The organism is Chitinophaga japonensis, from assembly GCF_007830125.1.
Taxonomy (GTDB): domain Bacteria; phylum Bacteroidota; class Bacteroidia; order Chitinophagales; family Chitinophagaceae; genus Chitinophaga; species Chitinophaga japonensis.
Window position 1 is genome coordinate 1,182,299 of sequence record NZ_VLLG01000003.1, and the last position, 15,679, is coordinate 1,197,977.

The following is a 15,679-nucleotide window of genomic DNA, read 5'->3' on the forward strand; positions in this document are numbered from 1 at the left end:
TCGTTAATGTTTAATGTTAAAACTCCACATTCAGGCCTAGCGTAAAGGTGCGGGACAGTATCCAGGTTTCCCGCCTGTCTACCCCCGGCGCCAGCGGGTTCAGCGACCTGTCGTCGTTCGGGTCCGCATACCGTACTTCGGGGTCTGCGCCGGTATAGCCGGTGATCACAAACAGGTTTTGCCCGGAAAGGTAGGCGCGGAGACTCTTCACAAGGCCGTTGGGCGGCAGCTTGAAGTTATAACCCAGTGTGGCATTATCCAGCTTGGCAAAGGAGGCTTTTTCCACGAACAGGCTGCTGAATATCTGGCCATCCGTAACATTGGGATTGAAGTATTTTGTTTTTACAATGTTATAGCTGGTGGCTACATTGGGGTTCTCGTAAAAGGCCCGGTAGGTATTAATAAGGTCATGGCCAATAGCGCCGCGCAGGAAGAAATTGAGGTCAAAACGCTTGTAGCGGAAAGTATTGGTAAACCCGAACTCGAAGTCAGGCAGGCCATTTCCTATCTTGGTCTTGTAATCGGTAGAGTGGGTGGGTTTGCCTTCCCCGTCGTCAAACTGGTACTTGCCGTCCGCATCCACGCCCATGTATACCGGCCCCCAGAGAATACCGATGTCCTCGCCGGCCACGGCACGGGTGATCTGGGTATTTTCCTGCCCGGGCGTGCCCAGATTGGTAGCGCCTACATAATCGGCATCTACATTCAGCTCGTTCAGCTTTACGTTGTAGGAGGAGAAGTTGGCCCCGGTAGTCCAGGTAAAGTCGCCGTCACGGAGTACTTCGTAGGTCAGCGCCAACTCTACACCGTTGCTCTTCAGTTCGCCCACGTTCAGGTAGGTCTGCGTAGCCTGGTTGGGAGGCACCGGTACATTGGTAAGGAATATCAGGTCTTTGGTGGTACGGTTGTAATAATCAAAGGTACCGGTTACCCGGTTATTGAACAGCGTAAAGTCCAGCCCTATGTCCAGCTCGTTCTTGGATTCCCATTTAAGATTGGGATTGGGGTTTCTCAACGGGTTGGAGGTGCTCAGGTAGTTGCCATTGCCTGTATAGTAGGGATCTCCGGACAGGTTCAGGATGTCAAGAGAAAGGTAAGGCCGTATAGGCAGGGAGCCGGTAATTCCATAGCTGGCCCTGACCTTTAAATTATCTACCTGCGGAATGGAGAACACCTTGTTCAGGTCCAGCCCGGCGCTTACTGCCGGGAAAGTGCCCCATTTGTTATTTTCCCCGAACTGGGTGGAGCCCTCCCTTCTTACGCTGGCGGAGAGAAAGGCCATGTCATTATAATTCAGGTTTACGCGGCCAAAGAAGGCAACCAGCTTGGAAGCGTTCTTATAACTGGTGATAGTGCCCCTGCCGTCCCTGAAATCCAGCGCGGCGGACAGGTCGTCTGAAACAAAGTTGGTCAGAAAGTTGCCTCCTGCGGCACTTTCTCCCTGGTTTTTGAATTGCTGGTACGAGTAGCCGCCCAGCAGGGAAAGGTTGAATGACTGTATCTCCCGGTCATAGGAAAGCGTATTTTCATACAACTGGTTAAACTCCTCGAAATCCCCTTTATACGCATACCCGTTGCGCTGGAAGCCGCTCACGTTCAGGAAATTCCGGTCAAAGAAAGCTTCTTTGGGTAGATATGCCGTTGCATATATGCTGGTGGTTTGCTGGGCATACCTGACCAGGAATTTCAGCCCATCAATGATCTCGTACTGTGCAGAACCGGCAAAGTTGATCCTTTTGGTTTCACCGGTGCGGGTATTTTGTTTCAATACCGCTACGGGATTCACATAGTCAATAAAGTTGGCTTCGTAAAAGCCGCCGCCGGTCAGGTCAAATTGCGGGTCTGTACTGTATACGGGCGCAGTGGGATTATAGATAGTGGCGTATTTAAAAGCTTCTGCATAGCCGGTATCGGCATCCCTGCGGGAGGTGGTCAGGCTCAGGTTGAGCACCAGGCGGTCCTTCAGGGCCCGCTGCGTAACATTCATGCGCCCGTTCAACTGCCGGTAGCCGGTGTGTATGGCGATGCCCTCCTGCTGGCGATAGGTAAGGGAAGCATTATAAGTGGTGGATTCCGTGCCGCCGGACAGGGAAACGTTATGGTTGTGCGACAGGGCGGTGCGGGATATCTCTTTATACCAGTCGGTGTTAGCGCCGTAATCCGTGCCTTTGCCCAGGGCCCGGAATTCGGCGGCGGTCATATGCGGGGTGTCCCTGTAAATGCTTTCCGCACTGCCCTGGGTGCTGTAGGATATCCTTGTAGTGCCCGGCTTACCGGATTTGGTGGTGATGATGATCACGCCCTGGGAGCCACGGGTGCCGTAGATGGCAGCAGCAGAGCCGTCTTTCAGCACATCTATGCTGGCAATATCATTGGGGTCCACTGTGTTGAGGTCGGCGCCTATCTGGCCATCTATTACTACCAGAGGCTGCGTATTGGCGCCCAGGGTAGACAGGCCCCGGAGACGGATGGAGAACCCGCGGTTGGGGTCGCCACCGGGACTGGCAATGGAAAGGCCGGCCACTTTGCCCTGCAGGAGCTGGGACACATTGCTGACGTTGCCTTTATTGAACTCCTCTGCCTTAACAGTGGTAACGGCGCTGGTCACCTCCCGCCGTTTCTGGGTACCGTAGCCCACCACTACTACTTCAGATAGGTTGCCTACGGTTTCTGCCAGGGTGACGTTGATATTGTTGCGGTCGCCTACCGGTATTTCCTGGGAGGTAAACCCGATGGCGGAGAAAATAAGTACGGCATCATTGCCGGGTATGGTCAGCGCATATTTGCCGGATGCATCGGTGGCCGTGCCGATGGTCTGCCCTTTTACCTGTATGGTCACCCCCGGTACCGGCGCATTATCGGAACCGGTAACGGTGCCGGTCACCCTGCGCTGCGCAAAAACGGCAGACAAAGGGATCAAAAGGACCAGGATGGTGATCTGCAGGAACTGCAGCGTCATTTTACATGGAATGACTTTGGAGTAATCATTGTTCATAACTGTGGATTTGCGTTATTTTGGTTGTCGCGTTCAGGTAAATGAACTGTGATCGAATGTAATTGATTTACAGTGGATTGAGGGGTATGAGACGTCTATAAAGAGGGTATGAAATGTTTACGGGAAGGCAGATTCCTCCTTATTCATTAAATTCGCATAAAACAGGAAGTGTATGAATACGGCAGCTATCAGGCAAAAATTATATGAGTATATCCGTGTGGCAGATGAAAAAAAGGTCAAAGCCATTTTTACAATGGTAGAAGACGAGGTGAACAAAGTTAACAACTGGTGGGAGGACGAAGCGGTGGTAAATGAGCTGGAAAAACGATCTGAAGCCCTGAAAAGCGGTAAAGATAAAGGCACCACCTGGGAAGCCGCTAAAAAACGGATACTGGATAAGCGGGCCAAAGCCGGTGGCCAATGAAGTACGCCATCCTGCTTTCTACCGCGGCTGAAAAAGAAATTGAGGAATCCTTTAACTGGTATGAAGACCGGCTGGGTGGTTTAGGGGCCAGGTTTATGGCGTATATAGAGCGGTCGATTGGGCATATTGCAGCAAATCCCGAAGCATACCCCAATAAAAAAGGCAAATACCGGGAAATTCCTGTCGAAAAGTTTCCCTACCTGATCATATATGAAGTACGGAAACAACAAAAAATAGTTTATATCCTGCACATTTTCAATACACACCGGAATCCGCGGTTAAAGTATAAGAAATAGCTTCTTCTTTTACTGGTCTTCCTGAAATCCGTAATTTTAGACAATGACAAAAGCAGTTGTGCGTACAGACACATCCGACTGCCCGGAAACCTATTTTATACCCCGGCAGTTCAAAGTAGCGGAGATCATCAAGCCGGTCAACAGCCATGCGTCCTATAACCGGCGCGACTATTACAAGGTAGTACTGGTGCTTAAAGGCCGCTCCCGCCTGGTGTATGGCGGCCGGGACTTTGTGATAAACCGCCCGGCCCTGGCGTTTACCAATCCCCTGGTGCCTTATGCCTGGGAGAACGTAACCAGCAACCTTACAGGGTATTACTGCCTGTTTTCAGAGAGCTTCCTCCGGGAAAAGGGACGGACGGACATCCTGCAGGATTACCCGCTGTTCAAGGTAGGGGCAGACCCGGTGTTTTTCCCGGACAAGGAGCAGACCGCCTACATTACCAGCCTTTTCCACCGGATGCAACTGGAGCAGGATACCAGCTACCCTTATAAATATGACCTGCTTCGCAGTTGCGTAAACCTGTTGATCCATGAAGGCATGAAGATGCAGCCGGCCGATGCCTATTCCCATCATACCAATGCGGCGGCCCGCATTACCGGCCAGTTCCTGGAGCTGCTGGAGCGGCAGTTCCCGGCGGATTCCCCGCAGTATGTGCTGCAGATGAGAAAAGCGGGGGATTATGCCAGCCGTTTGTCCGTGCACGTCAACCACCTGAATGCCGCCGTGCGGGAGGTGACCGGCAAACCTACCAGCACCCACATCAATGAAAGGATCATACAGGAGGCCCGCGCCCTGCTGACCTACACCAGTTGGAGCGTAGCGGAGATCGGCTATTGCCTGGGATTTGAGTACCCTTCCTATTTCAACAGCTTTTTCCGGAAACATTGCGGCGTTACACCGCTGGTCTTTAGAAGTAGGAGGTAGGAAGTAGGATGTAGGAAGTAAGATGATTGAGGCGAAACACTTTCCTACTTCCTACTTCCGGCTTGCCCGGTATTCCGTAGGCAGCATGTAATAAGCTTCCTTGAAGTATTTTACAAAATACTTGGTGTTGTTAAAGCCTACGGCATAGGCAATTTCGGAAACGGTCATGCGGCTCTTTTCCAGTAGCTGGGCGGCATGCCGGATGCGGATGGACCGTATCAGCTCTACCGGGGTTTGACCGGTAATGGCGGTGATCTTTTTGTACAGCGCGGCCCGGCTTACCAGCAGGGCCTTGCTGAGGTGCTCCACGGAAAAATCCGGGTTGTCCAGGTTCTGCTGTATCACTTCCGATGCGCGGGTGATCAGCGTTTCATCTTCTGTTACTACTGTCACGTTACCGGGCACTACCTCCACCTGCCTGCGGTAGGTCCGGATCATATTTTCCTGCTGTGCCAGCAGGTTGCTGATGCGCGACAGCAGTATCTCGAAATTGAAAGGCTTGGTAATAAAATCACTGGCGCCGGTGCTAAAGCCTTCCAATTGTATTTCTTCCGCGGAGCGGGCCGTGAGCAGTATCACGGGGATGCCGGCAGTGCGCTCGTCCGATCTTATTTTGCGGCATAGCTCAATACCGTTCATTTCCGGCATCATAATATCACTCACCACCAGGTCGGGATGCTGGCCCAGCGTGCGCTGCCACCCTTCTTTCCCGTTGCCGGCTTCGACAATATTGAAATGGGCCCGCAGGTTGTCTTTCAGGTAAAAGCGGAAATCTTCGTTATCATCTATCAGCAGGATGGTGGACCTTTTGCCGTCCTGCTCCCGTTTTTCTGTTGATGCGGTATGTCCATTGACGGGCGCTGCCTCCGTATGGTGGCCATTTAACGCCGGTACCCGGCGGGGTGCAGCGGCAGGCGACAACGGCAGGTACACGGTAAAGCAGCTCCCCTTCCCGGGCTCACTTTCCACGGCAATGCTGCCGCCATGCAGGCGCACGAATTCCCGGGTAATGGCCAGCCCTATGCCGCTGCCCTGCGCGGCCATGCCGCCGGGAACATTATCCGTATACTGGAAGAAGCGTTCGAAGATCCGCTCCTTTTTTTCTGCCGGTATGCCAATGCCCGTATCTGCCACAGCGATGGCGATGTGATCCGGGCTGTCTGTAACAGTAACGGATATACTGCCGTGCTCCGGGGTGAACTTGAACGCATTGGAGAGGAGATTGAACAATATCCGCTCCAGCTTTACGCGGTCAAAGGAAGTAATGAAACTATCCACCGTGGCGCTGAAGCTGAGTTGCACCTGTTTTTTCTCCGCTATATCGGAGAAGGAGCCTACGGTGTGCCGGGTGAAGTTAATGATATCGTCTTCTGTTGGCTGCAGGTAGATCTCTTCTGTTTCCAGCTTGCGGAAATCCAGCAGTTGGTTTACCAGGTTCAGCAGGCGTTTGGCATTGCGGTGCACCAACTGCAGGTGCTTTTTCTGGTCGGTATCCTGCACGGCCTTCATCATTTTTTCCACCGGCGCCATGATCAGCGCCAGGGGCGTGCGGAATTCATGGCTAACGTTGGTGAAGAAACGGATCTTCATCATGTCCAGCTCGTGCATGCGCCGGGCTTCCCGCTGCTGGTGCAGGATCAGGAAGCGCATTTTGGCGCGCTGTATGATCAGTTGCCTGGCAAAAAGCAGGGCGGCTATGATCAGTAAGAAGTAAATGGCATAGGCCAGCGGGGTTCTCCACCAGGAGGGCAGTATGGTGATCTGCAGCCGTGTTTCCGGGTAAGGCGTCAGGCCGTTGGCCACCCGCACCCGGAAGGTGTAGCGGCCGGGATCCAGGTTGGTAAAGGTGGCCTTGCGCTGGTGCCCGTCCGCAGTCAGCCATACGTTGTTAAACCCTTCCAGCTTGTAGGCGTACCGTTCCTTGGCGGCAAAGGCATAATCCAGCGCCGCAAAGTCAATGGAAAATACATTCTCATTATACCGCAGGGTGATCGCGTCCGTTTCCGGCATGGCTTTTTGCAGCACCACCCTGCCATGCAGTTGCTCGCCCGCTGCCAAAGGCTGGTTGAACACCTGCAGGCCGGTCAGTATTACGCGGGGGGCCTGCTGGCGCTGGCGGATATTGTTGGGATGAAACAGGTTGAAGCCATGCGGCCCGCCAAACAACAGCTCCCCGCTGCGCAGCTTTAATGCGGCATTGGGATTGAAGTCCCTGCCCTGCAGTCCGCCCGATTCATCGAAATTGACAAAGCTGTAGCGCAGCGGTTCATCACCGGCGGCCTGGGCCACCTCCATTTTGCTGAGGCCATTGGGAGTGCTCATCCAGAGGTGATGGTCATTATCCTCCACGATGGTCAGCACGTTGTTGTCCGGCAGGCCGTCGTTCTTTTTAAATACGTGGAAGCTGTTCTTTTCCTTGTCAAACAGGTGCAGGCCCTCGTTGCTGCCGATCCATACCAGGCCACGGCTGTCCTGCAGGATGTAGTTGATATTGCTGTTGCTGAAGCTGCCCCCGTCATTATCCGTATAGCTGTAGTTGATAAAACGGCCGCTGCGTTTTTCCAGCACATCAATCCCGTTGTCTGTGCCCACCCAGATGTTGCCTTCCCGGTCTTCCATAATGGCGTCTATACGCTCGCCGTGTACGGACAGGGGCGCATCCGGGCTGAAATGGTAGAAGATGCCTTTCTCCCGGTCAAACCGGTCCAGGCCGGCGGCCAATGTGCCGATCCAGAGGTTGTGGCGTGAATCTTCATAGATCTCCCACACGCTTTCATCGGCCAGGCTGCTGCTGTTGTCCGGATCGTGCCGGTAGTGAATGAATTTTTTGCCGTCAAAGCAGTCCAGCCCGCCCAGGTAGGTGCCGATCCAGAGTTGCTGCTCATGGTCCATGCATAGTGATACGATCACATCGGCGCTGAGGCTGTTGGGGTCAGCGGGATCATGCCGGTAGGTGGTGAAGCGGTTGGCCACCCGGTCAAAGTAGACCAGCCCTCCGCCGTTGGTGCCCAGCCAGATATTGCCTTTGTCGTCTTCCAGGAAGCGGTTCACATCCTCAAAGGGCAGGCTGTGCCGGTTGCCGATGTGGTGCCGGTACAGGGGGAAGCTGGACCGGTGCCCGTTAAAATAATTGATGCCGGTTTTGTAGGTGCCTACCCACATCACTTCCCGGTTATCACGGAACAGTGCATAGATGCTGTTCAGGCTCAGGCTGCGCTCATCTTCTTCGGCGTGCAGCAGGTAGTGTACGGACAGGTCCTTTTTGTCGATCACATTAATACCGCCATGGTCTGTGCCAACCCATATTTTTTTGTAAGGGTCTTCCGCAATGCCGCCGGTGATCATATCGGCGTTCAGCGGATAAGCGCCGTTTTTTTTAAAGTGCAGCAGCCGGCCGGTGGCAGGGGAGTAGCAGAACAGGCCCTTGGGCTTTGTTTTCCCGGCATTGATCCATAGGTCATTATCCGAGTCAATGAACAGCTCATAGGGCAGCAGCTCCCCCGCATTGGCATTTTGCAGGGCTGCTGTGCTGAATACGGTCCGCCGGTGCGTGCTGTCCAGTTGCTGGATAAAGCCGCTTTTATGCACCAGCCATATACAGTTGGCCGCATCTACGGCCATACCGGTAATGCCGGCATCCTGCGTATAGCCGGCAGGGTGGTATACCGGCAGTTGCCGTGTAGCCTTGGTGGCGTGGTCGTATTCATACAGGGTAGATTGGCCGCTGAGGAACAGGAAGCGCTGTCGCTTGTCTTTCCGGATAGATAATATGTTGATGGCTGGTATTTTCAGCGAGGAGAGGTATTGCCGGTAATTGCGGTTGAAGGTTTCAGTAACGGGATCGTACACACTGACGCTGTTCAGTGAGCTGATCCACAGTTTGCCGCCGGGCAGCTCAAAGATGTTTTGCACGCTGTTGCCCGCCAGGGAAGTGGTATCACCTTTTATTGCGCTGAACACCTTGAAGGTAAAGCCGTCATAACGGTTCAGCCCTGCCGCCGTCCCAAACCACAAGAAGCCTTTACGGTCCTGGAAGATACAGTTGACACGGTTATTGGATAACCCGTTCCTGATATCCAGCCTGGAGAACTGGTAAGGAGCGGGTTGCGCAGCACTGTTTAAAAAGCAATGCAATAACAGCAACGTGGAAAGGATCGCGCTCTTCATACACAGGGGCTATAGAACAAATATAAGATAGATTGCGCGAAACCAGCCATGACCGTTATCATGCAACCGGTTGTCGGTTATCATTTATGTTATATTTTTATAATTTGTATCTTGCCTGCCAAAATACGCCTATGAAACCGAGCATTACCAATTTCCCTGCGCAGCATTATCCTGGTGCGAGGTTCCAGCCATTGTTCTTATCCGTACTATGTTGCACCCTGTGCGTAACGCCGCTGCAAGCCCAGTGGTTAAAAAAGATGACCGATAAAATAAAGGGTAAGCCGGCCGGCAGCGCTGCTGCGCCGGCAACCGTGGAAGAGAAGGAAGAAGGTGATCCCCTGTACGTTAAGAAGGCGCCTAAGCCCGATCCTGCCCTGGTCATCGGTGGTGATGAAAGCGTGACCATCGACTCCACCTATGAATTTGATGTGGCTGTGTACCAGGAGACCACCGCCCTGCAGGGCAACCAGGTAGTAAAGGACGGGGGCCAGGATATTGTGATCTACTACAGCAGCACCGCTCCCCGGTTCGGCATACAGATGAGCAGCAAAAGCACGTCTGCCCGCTACCAGTTCTACGCGGATTTTGAGCGGGAATCGCAATTGAGCATTACCTCCATCAATAAAATAGCCAGCGGCGAAAAACAAAAGCTGGACCTGAATAATATGGAGCCCGTGTTCCCCGGGGAAACGGGTTATATGAGCCAGTTGATACGCACCGGCGCTAAAAAGGTGATTGCCGGCGTGGCCTGCGAGGAGTACGTGGCGCAGAACAGCAGGGAGGATCCCCGCGTAACGGGTACTAACCATGCGCTGATGACGGCGCATGTGTGGGTGCCCATGGAGCCGCATACCCTGTTCCATGCCTATGGGCTGATCCCGGACAAATACAAGATACAGATCGAGAAAATGCAGGTGGAGGGCTCCTATGCGCCGGTGGTGCTGCCCCTGGAAATGTACCTGCAGTACGGCGATGGCGACCGGGTATACACCACCACTTCCGTGATCATTACCGGCGAACGGCGGAAAGTGAATATCGCGGATATCAATAATTAATAATGAATAATCGCGACAAGCGTGCTGTAATGGAACACCTGTGTAACCGATATTTTTAATTATTCATTATTAATTAAACGGGCTTTTTTCAGCAGGTCCTCCAATTGCGCCTGCTTGTGGGCCACCTGTACCAGTTCCGGCATGTAGGGGAAGTTCCGGTGATCCATGCCAAATTTCCGGAGCAGGTAGAGGTCCAGTTCTTCGGCGGTTTTGCGGTGATCCGCATAATCGCGCAGGAAGAACAGGAAACGCTGTTGCTCCTGCTCCGACAGCAGGACCAGCGCAATTTTTTCCTTCAGCGGGTTGCCGCAGTTGAGATGGAATATTTCCAGCGCCTGCGCCAGCAGTTTGCGGGAGAGGCGCTCCTTTTGGGCGGGCAGCCACAACAGGCAGCAGTATTCCACGGCGGGGTCCTCAAAGTACGCAACGCCCGGTTCCTCCTCATCCTGCCAGGTAGTGGCCCATTCCAGCAGGTCTTCCGGGGAAATATCCCCGTTCACGCAAGTTTCCAGGTGATGCAGCAGGCCATTGCGGGTAGGGGTGGTGTCGCTTGCCTGGGATACCTGGTCTACAATGTCCTGGTAAAAGGACGGGTTGATCTTGCTGGCAGTGATGATCAGCAGGTTGGTGATATTGGCCGGGGTGGGCTCCCCGGGCAGGGATAATTCCAGCAGGTCAGCCGTTTCATCCATGATCTCCTGCCTGGTCCTGGCTCCCTGCAAATAGGATTTTATAAGGGTGATAAAATAGGTAGCTGTTACCGGTGGCAGCTCATTCTTCATGCGGGTATAGCGTTTTTACAGGGTAAACTTACGTTTTTTCCATCATACCGCCCGCAAGCCGTTAATTTACTGGAAGTAGTAGACACTTGCTGTGCATCTTATTTGTACTTTTAACGCATTCTACAGTCCGGGTACAAGGGGGAAAAACCACAACATCTATTGGACATGTATTTGCATGTGAGCAATGAGTATCATTTATACAGACCCTATGAAATCGAGCATGATACATTTTCTCACGCCGAGACATATGAATGCGGGATTTATCTCGGTCATAATTAAATTTCAATTAATCTCGATGCATCTTCGATGTCATCCGGCCTCTGAAAAACAAAATATTGACGGATGAAATTGTGCCGGAAACCGATCTTTATGGGAAAACGTGTGTGGCTGCGTATAGCGGCGCTTTACCTTGTTTTTTTGACAACCTGTTTTATGCACCCGGCTTGCGCCCAGCATATACCGGTGGAAAATCCTTCCCTGGAGGGTACCAATTCCGGCATTAACAAGGTGCCGCAAGGCTGGTTCAAAGTTTCCGGTACGCCGGATGTACAGCCGGGCGTATTTCATGCCAGGCAGCCCCCTTCCAGCGGGCTGCATTATATGGGCATGCACAGCGGCCCCAAACAGGTAGAGGCCATAGGGCAGGCGCTCCGGGATAGCATCAAAGGGGGATTAATGTACAGCATGTCTTTGGACCTGGCTTATGCGCGCGATTATTATTATAGTAATTGTTACGGCAACCTGGCTATTTTCGGCGGCAATACGCCCGGCGACTCTGCGGAGCTGCTATGGATGTCCACACCGTTCACCCATGAGCAGTGGAAAAGGTACGACGTGGTTTTTACGCCTTCCAAAAGCTATAAATATATTTCACTGTGGGCCTATCCTACAGCCCCCTGCAGTGCCAGTCCCGTAGGAGTGGCCGTGTTGCTGGATAATATCTCCGCCAGTATCCGGCAGATCGTTAAAACGGAGATCAGCAGCACGCCCGCCTGCGCCAATGCGCCTACCGGTACGGCCACTATCAGGATAACCGGCGGCCAGGCGCCTTATCAATATGTATGGAGCCCGGGTAATTATACAACGGCCAGCATCCGGAATGTGCCGGCAGGCATTTACCAGGTAACTGCTACGGCGGCCAACGGCCTGGTGGTAAAAGAACAGGTGGAAGTAAAAGCTTCTGATATGGCGGCGGACGCCACCGTGACCACCTCTGCCTGCTACGATGATAACAAAAGCCGGATATCCCTGGAGGTGTCCGGCGGCATTCCGCCCTATGCCTATACCTTGAATGGCCATCCCTCCGGCAGCCCGGAATTTTATGATGTAAAGCCCGGTGACTACACGCTGATCGTACAGGACCAGCAGGTATGTGCAGATACCTTTCTCCTAAAGGTGCAACCACCTCCGCCCTTGTCTGCAGCGGTGCATACAGTACCGGTATCCTGCAGCGAGGATACGGCCGGCAGCATCATACTGCAAATGCAGGGCGGCACGCCGCCTTACGCTTACCAGGTAGGCGGCGGCGCATGGCAGGCGGACAGCGTGTTGCGCGGCCTGAAGGCCGGCTTTTACCAATACGAGGTGAAGGATGCCCATGCCTGCAGCATCAGCGGCGAGGCGGAAGTGCCGGTAGACCCTTCCTCGCAGCCTGTTGTAAACGCCATTATCAAACCCAATAGCTGCAGCGAGGCCATAGACGGGCAACTGGTACTGGAGGTGCGGGGCGGGGCTGCGCCGTACTCGTATCGTATCAACAAAGGAGAATGGCAGGACGGGCCGGTCTTTAACCGTTTAAAGACCGGTGTTTACCATTATGAAGTAAAGGACCAGCAGCAATGCAGTGTGCAAGGCACTATCACCATCACTTCACCCTGGCAGAATTGCCTGGTAGTGATGCCTACTGCATTCAGCCCCAACGGGGATGGTAATAATGATGTGTTCAGGCCCAAAGTGTATGACGATATCAGCAACTATCATATCCGCATCTTTAACCGATGGGGCGCTGTGATCTATGAAGGCAATGATCCCCGGACGGGATGGGACGGCGTTTATAAGGGCGCGCGGCAGGACCCGCAAACCTATGTTTATATATGTACCTATGCAGACCGGGACCATGTGCCGCAGGAGCTGAAAGGTACGGTCACTTTAGTAAGATAGGGGACGTAGGAGGTAGGAGGTAGGAAGTAGGAGGTAGGAAATAGGAGGTAAGACGGTGCGTTACATTTCCTCTGTGCCTTTGTTGAGGATTTTTTGAATGACAGCGTGCAGGTTCTTAAAAACAAATGGTTTGGTGACATAGCCGTCCGCCCCTTTTTCCAGCGCCAGGTCTATTTCCTCTATTTCGGTTTTGGCAGTAAGCATAATAACGGGAATCTTGCGCAGGGCATCGTCCTGTTTGAACAGCTCCAGCAGTTCATACCCGTTCAGCACCGGCATGTAAATGTCGCTGATAACAAGATCAGGTTGGTTGAGCCGGGCCTGCGCTACCCCTTCCGCACCGTTGGCGGCTACTATCACCCGGTACTGGTGCAGTTCCAGCAGGCTTTTCAGGGTGTCCAGCAAGCTCGGCTTGTCTTCAATAAGCAAAATTGTCCGGTTCATTGTTATGCAGGCGTTTCCTGCGGGTATTTAAATATAATGGTAAAGGTAGTGCCCCGGTGCTCCTGGCTTTCAACAAAGATGGTACCATTGTTCCTTTCCACGAAGTCCTTTACAATGGAAAGCCCCAGCCCGGTGCCCTCGATGCTGGCCACATTGCTGCCGCGGTAAAATGAGTTGAACAGGTAGGGGAGGTCCTTTTCCGGGATACCTATGCCCGTATCCGTTATTTTTATCAGCAGCCGGCTTTTCTGGTACTGCAATTTTACGGCCGGGTTTTCGGAGGAGTATTTAAAGGCGTTGCCCACCAGGTTGGTGAATATCTTGGAGAGCTGGTTCTTGTCCGCATATATTTTCCGGGGCGTGCCGGTTACGGCCACCTGCAGTACGCGGTCGTCCTTTCGCTCGGAGAAGTACTGGTACTTAATGTCGTGTATCACCTGTTCTACTGCTACGGCCTGCTTGCTTACCTCTATGTTGTTGGATACAATGGTGCTGAGCGTCAGCATTTCATCCAGCATGGTATTGAGCTTGAATATCTCGGAGGATATTTTGGAAATGTTGTGGCGGTAGAACTGGTCCAGCAGGTTGTCCATCTGCAGTTTGGTTTCCAGCAGGTCTACAGTAGAGGAAATGGCCGTGAGCGGCGTTTTGAATTCATGGGAAGCCATGGATATAAAATTGGACTTCATTTCATGCAGGGATCTTTCTTGCTCAAGGGACTGGACCATTTGTTGTTCTTTTGTTTTGCGCGCGCTGATGTCGTTGATAAGCAATACCGTGAATATTTCATTGTCCTGCATTACCGTGCTGGTGATGACCTCCAGCCACAGAAATGCTTTTTTGCCGCGTACAGGCTGCCGGGTTTCAAAACTGTTTACCTGGCCGCTGTCTTCCCGCGGGCTAAAATCATGTAAAATTATCTTAATATCTGAATAAGATACCCCCCTTTTCGTGTTAGTCAGTTTTTTGAACAGGGTGGCAGCGGGCGTATTAACAAAAAGCAGTCGTTTTTTTTGATGAGAGCAGATCACTACCGGAGTTGGAATGGCAGAGAGGATTTCCTGATATGGCATGATAATTGACCGATGTGGTTTCATTTTCGCAGAGGCATGGTTAAGCCTGCCCGAAAATAGGATAAGAATTTTAACCGTACAAACACACTACTTTGCGTATGCCATATCTTAGAGGGGCTCTTAAACAAGTAAGAGGCCAGCCATTCTCCGCTTTTATTTACTACAGCCATGATCGGATTGATACAGACAATGTTATTGTTAATTGAATTCAAATATTCACCAAAAAGGGTAATATGTGTGTTGAATTAAGGGCCATTATTGCCGGAAACAGGGGGAATACGGTGTTAAATTAAAGAGAAGAATAAACTACTTGAATTAGTAGCTGCAAAAAAGCCTGAATCGTGGTATCTTGTGAATGATTTAGTGATGATTAAATCTGAAATATTCAGATGTTATTATTTTTAATAAGTTCATCATCCATATAGGGCATTGAAATTTAACACATAATTAATACACTATCAACGAGTTGCAATATCGCCCTTTTTTCTTATAATTTTTGGAGCTATATTTGAATTATATTATTGAAAAACCATATTGATTGATAAACCATATCAATTGTTACCCTTTATCAAGATGATCAACATTGGAATCATAGAGGACAACCATTTTCAACTGAACAACTACAAGGAGTTCCTGGAAGATTTCCAGGAGTGCAAAGTAGTATTTGCCTGTAAGTCCATGGAGGAGTTCAAGGCGCTGCCCTTCAAGAATCCTGACGTGAAGGTGATCCTGCTGGATATTTCACTGCCCGGGGAGTCGGGCATACAAGGGATGCAGGAGTTGAAGCAGATCTACCCGGAAGCCAAGATCATTGTGCTTTCCGGCCATGACGGCAAGCAGTACGTGATCGAGTCCATCAAGAAGGGAGCCAGCGGCTATATCATCAAGACCAGCCGCTTAATGGAGATCTATCATTCCATACTGGACACCATTAACCAGGGTGGGACCCTCTCTCCAAAAGCGGCCCATCTGTTGATCAACTACATCAATAAGGACCCGCTGGAAAACATCAGGCACAAGCTCACCAAGCGGGAATATGAGTTGCTCACATTGCTGAAAGAGGGGTATTCCTACAAGGAAATGGCCGACAAGCTGTATGTAACGGTATTTACCATTAACCAGCACCTGAAGAAGATCTACCAGAAACTGAACGTTGCATCCAAATCAGAGCTGATCTCGAAGATCTGGTCCAACAATCTTTTCAGTTGCTTATTCATTGGACTTTCTACTGCTACATTATTAAATGTAACAATTATTTAATGTAAATCACGGCGGTCTAATGGCCCTACTCTAATAAGTAGGACCACTTATGCTTAAAGTGGGATTTATACTGTAGTAAGTAGTTGTGTCCGGGT

General features: G+C 51.7%; 11 protein-coding genes. 6 read left to right on the forward strand and 5 right to left on the reverse strand.

The window, feature by feature from the left end:
* Positions 1–16 precede the first annotated feature (16 nt).
* Positions 17–2,995, reverse strand: coding sequence for a SusC/RagA family TonB-linked outer membrane protein (locus LX66_RS13845; RefSeq protein ID WP_145714458.1), 2,979 nt, complete (start codon positions 2,993–2,995; stop codon positions 17–19).
* 172 nt (positions 2,996–3,167) lie between these two features.
* Between LX66_RS13845 and LX66_RS13850 the strand changes: the two genes are divergently transcribed.
* Genes LX66_RS13850 through LX66_RS13860 form a run of 3 tightly spaced genes read left to right on the forward strand, consistent with a single transcriptional unit; the run spans position 3,168 to position 4,643 of the window.
* Entirely contained in the window at positions 3,168–3,419 is a 252-nt protein-coding gene (locus LX66_RS13850) for an addiction module protein (protein ID WP_145714460.1), read from the forward strand.
* Positions 3,416–3,715 (forward strand): type II toxin-antitoxin system RelE/ParE family toxin, encoded by a 300-nt coding sequence (locus LX66_RS13855; protein ID WP_145714462.1) that lies wholly within the window; start codon positions 3,416–3,418, stop codon positions 3,713–3,715. The genes LX66_RS13850 and LX66_RS13855 overlap by 4 nt, the downstream gene beginning before the upstream one ends.
* Before the next feature lie 43 nt (positions 3,716–3,758).
* Positions 3,759–4,643 (forward strand): helix-turn-helix domain-containing protein, encoded by an 885-nt coding sequence (locus LX66_RS13860; RefSeq protein WP_145714465.1) that lies wholly within the window; start codon positions 3,759–3,761, stop codon positions 4,641–4,643.
* Positions 4,644–4,694: 51 nt separating this feature from the next.
* Here LX66_RS13860 and LX66_RS13865 read toward each other — a convergent pair whose 3' ends face one another.
* Positions 4,695–8,810 carry a hybrid sensor histidine kinase/response regulator transcription factor gene (locus tag LX66_RS13865; protein WP_145714467.1) on the reverse strand — a complete coding sequence of 1,372 codons (4,116 nt, stop codon included), beginning with the start codon at positions 8,808–8,810 and terminating at the stop codon, positions 4,695–4,697.
* 131 nt (positions 8,811–8,941) lie between these two features.
* Between LX66_RS13865 and LX66_RS13870 the strand changes: the two genes are divergently transcribed.
* Positions 8,942–9,865, forward strand: coding sequence for a hypothetical protein (locus LX66_RS13870; RefSeq protein ID WP_145714469.1), 924 nt, complete (start codon positions 8,942–8,944; stop codon positions 9,863–9,865).
* 59 nt (positions 9,866–9,924) lie between these two features.
* Here LX66_RS13870 and LX66_RS13875 read toward each other — a convergent pair whose 3' ends face one another.
* Positions 9,925–10,647 carry a hypothetical protein gene (locus LX66_RS13875; protein WP_145714471.1) on the reverse strand — a complete coding sequence of 241 codons (723 nt, stop codon included), beginning with the start codon at positions 10,645–10,647 and terminating at the stop codon, positions 9,925–9,927.
* A 369-nt stretch (positions 10,648–11,016) separates the two neighbouring features.
* Here LX66_RS13875 and LX66_RS13880 point away from each other — a divergent pair, with 369 nt between their 5' ends.
* Positions 11,017–12,807 (forward strand): T9SS type B sorting domain-containing protein, encoded by a 1,791-nt coding sequence (locus LX66_RS13880; RefSeq protein WP_158642633.1) that lies wholly within the window; start codon positions 11,017–11,019, stop codon positions 12,805–12,807.
* A gap of 60 nt (positions 12,808–12,867) precedes the next feature.
* On the opposite strand, the gene LX66_RS13885 is transcribed toward LX66_RS13880, so the two are convergent.
* Both LX66_RS13885 and LX66_RS13890 read right to left on the reverse strand, forming a co-directional pair.
* Positions 12,868–13,251: a response regulator gene (locus tag LX66_RS13885; protein WP_145714475.1), complete on the reverse strand. Its 384-nt coding sequence runs from the start codon at positions 13,249–13,251 to the stop codon at positions 12,868–12,870.
* 2 nt (positions 13,252–13,253) lie between these two features.
* Positions 13,254–14,324: a PAS domain-containing sensor histidine kinase gene (locus LX66_RS13890; protein ID WP_158642634.1), complete on the reverse strand. Its 1,071-nt coding sequence runs from the start codon at positions 14,322–14,324 to the stop codon at positions 13,254–13,256.
* 573 nt (positions 14,325–14,897) lie between these two features.
* Between LX66_RS13890 and LX66_RS13895 the strand changes: the two genes are divergently transcribed.
* Positions 14,898–15,584, forward strand: coding sequence for a response regulator (locus LX66_RS13895; RefSeq protein WP_145714479.1), 687 nt, complete (start codon positions 14,898–14,900; stop codon positions 15,582–15,584).
* Positions 15,585–15,679: the final 95 nt, after the last annotated feature.

What these genes read in the sequence shown, in the direction of transcription:
- LX66_RS13845 (WP_145714458.1), bottom strand. Translation starts at nt 2,995, where the DNA reads ATGAACAATGATTACTCCAAAGTCATTCCATGTAAAATGACGCTGCAG.
- LX66_RS13850 (WP_145714460.1), top strand. Translation starts at nt 3,168, where the DNA reads ATGAATACGGCAGCTATCAGGCAAAAATTATATGAGTATATCCGTGTG.
- LX66_RS13855 (WP_145714462.1), top strand. Translation starts at nt 3,416, where the DNA reads ATGAAGTACGCCATCCTGCTTTCTACCGCGGCTGAAAAAGAAATTGAG.
- LX66_RS13860 (WP_145714465.1), top strand. Translation starts at nt 3,759, where the DNA reads ATGACAAAAGCAGTTGTGCGTACAGACACATCCGACTGCCCGGAAACC.
- LX66_RS13865 (WP_145714467.1), bottom strand. Translation starts at nt 8,810, where the DNA reads ATGAAGAGCGCGATCCTTTCCACGTTGCTGTTATTGCATTGCTTTTTA.
- LX66_RS13870 (WP_145714469.1), top strand. Translation starts at nt 8,942, where the DNA reads ATGAAACCGAGCATTACCAATTTCCCTGCGCAGCATTATCCTGGTGCG.
- LX66_RS13875 (WP_145714471.1), bottom strand. Translation starts at nt 10,647, where the DNA reads ATGAAGAATGAGCTGCCACCGGTAACAGCTACCTATTTTATCACCCTT.
- LX66_RS13880 (WP_158642633.1), top strand. Translation starts at nt 11,017, where the DNA reads ATGGGAAAACGTGTGTGGCTGCGTATAGCGGCGCTTTACCTTGTTTTT.
- LX66_RS13885 (WP_145714475.1), bottom strand. Translation starts at nt 13,251, where the DNA reads ATGAACCGGACAATTTTGCTTATTGAAGACAAGCCGAGCTTGCTGGAC.
- LX66_RS13890 (WP_158642634.1), bottom strand. Translation starts at nt 14,324, where the DNA reads ATGCCATATCAGGAAATCCTCTCTGCCATTCCAACTCCGGTAGTGATC.
- LX66_RS13895 (WP_145714479.1), top strand. Translation starts at nt 14,898, where the DNA reads ATGATCAACATTGGAATCATAGAGGACAACCATTTTCAACTGAACAAC.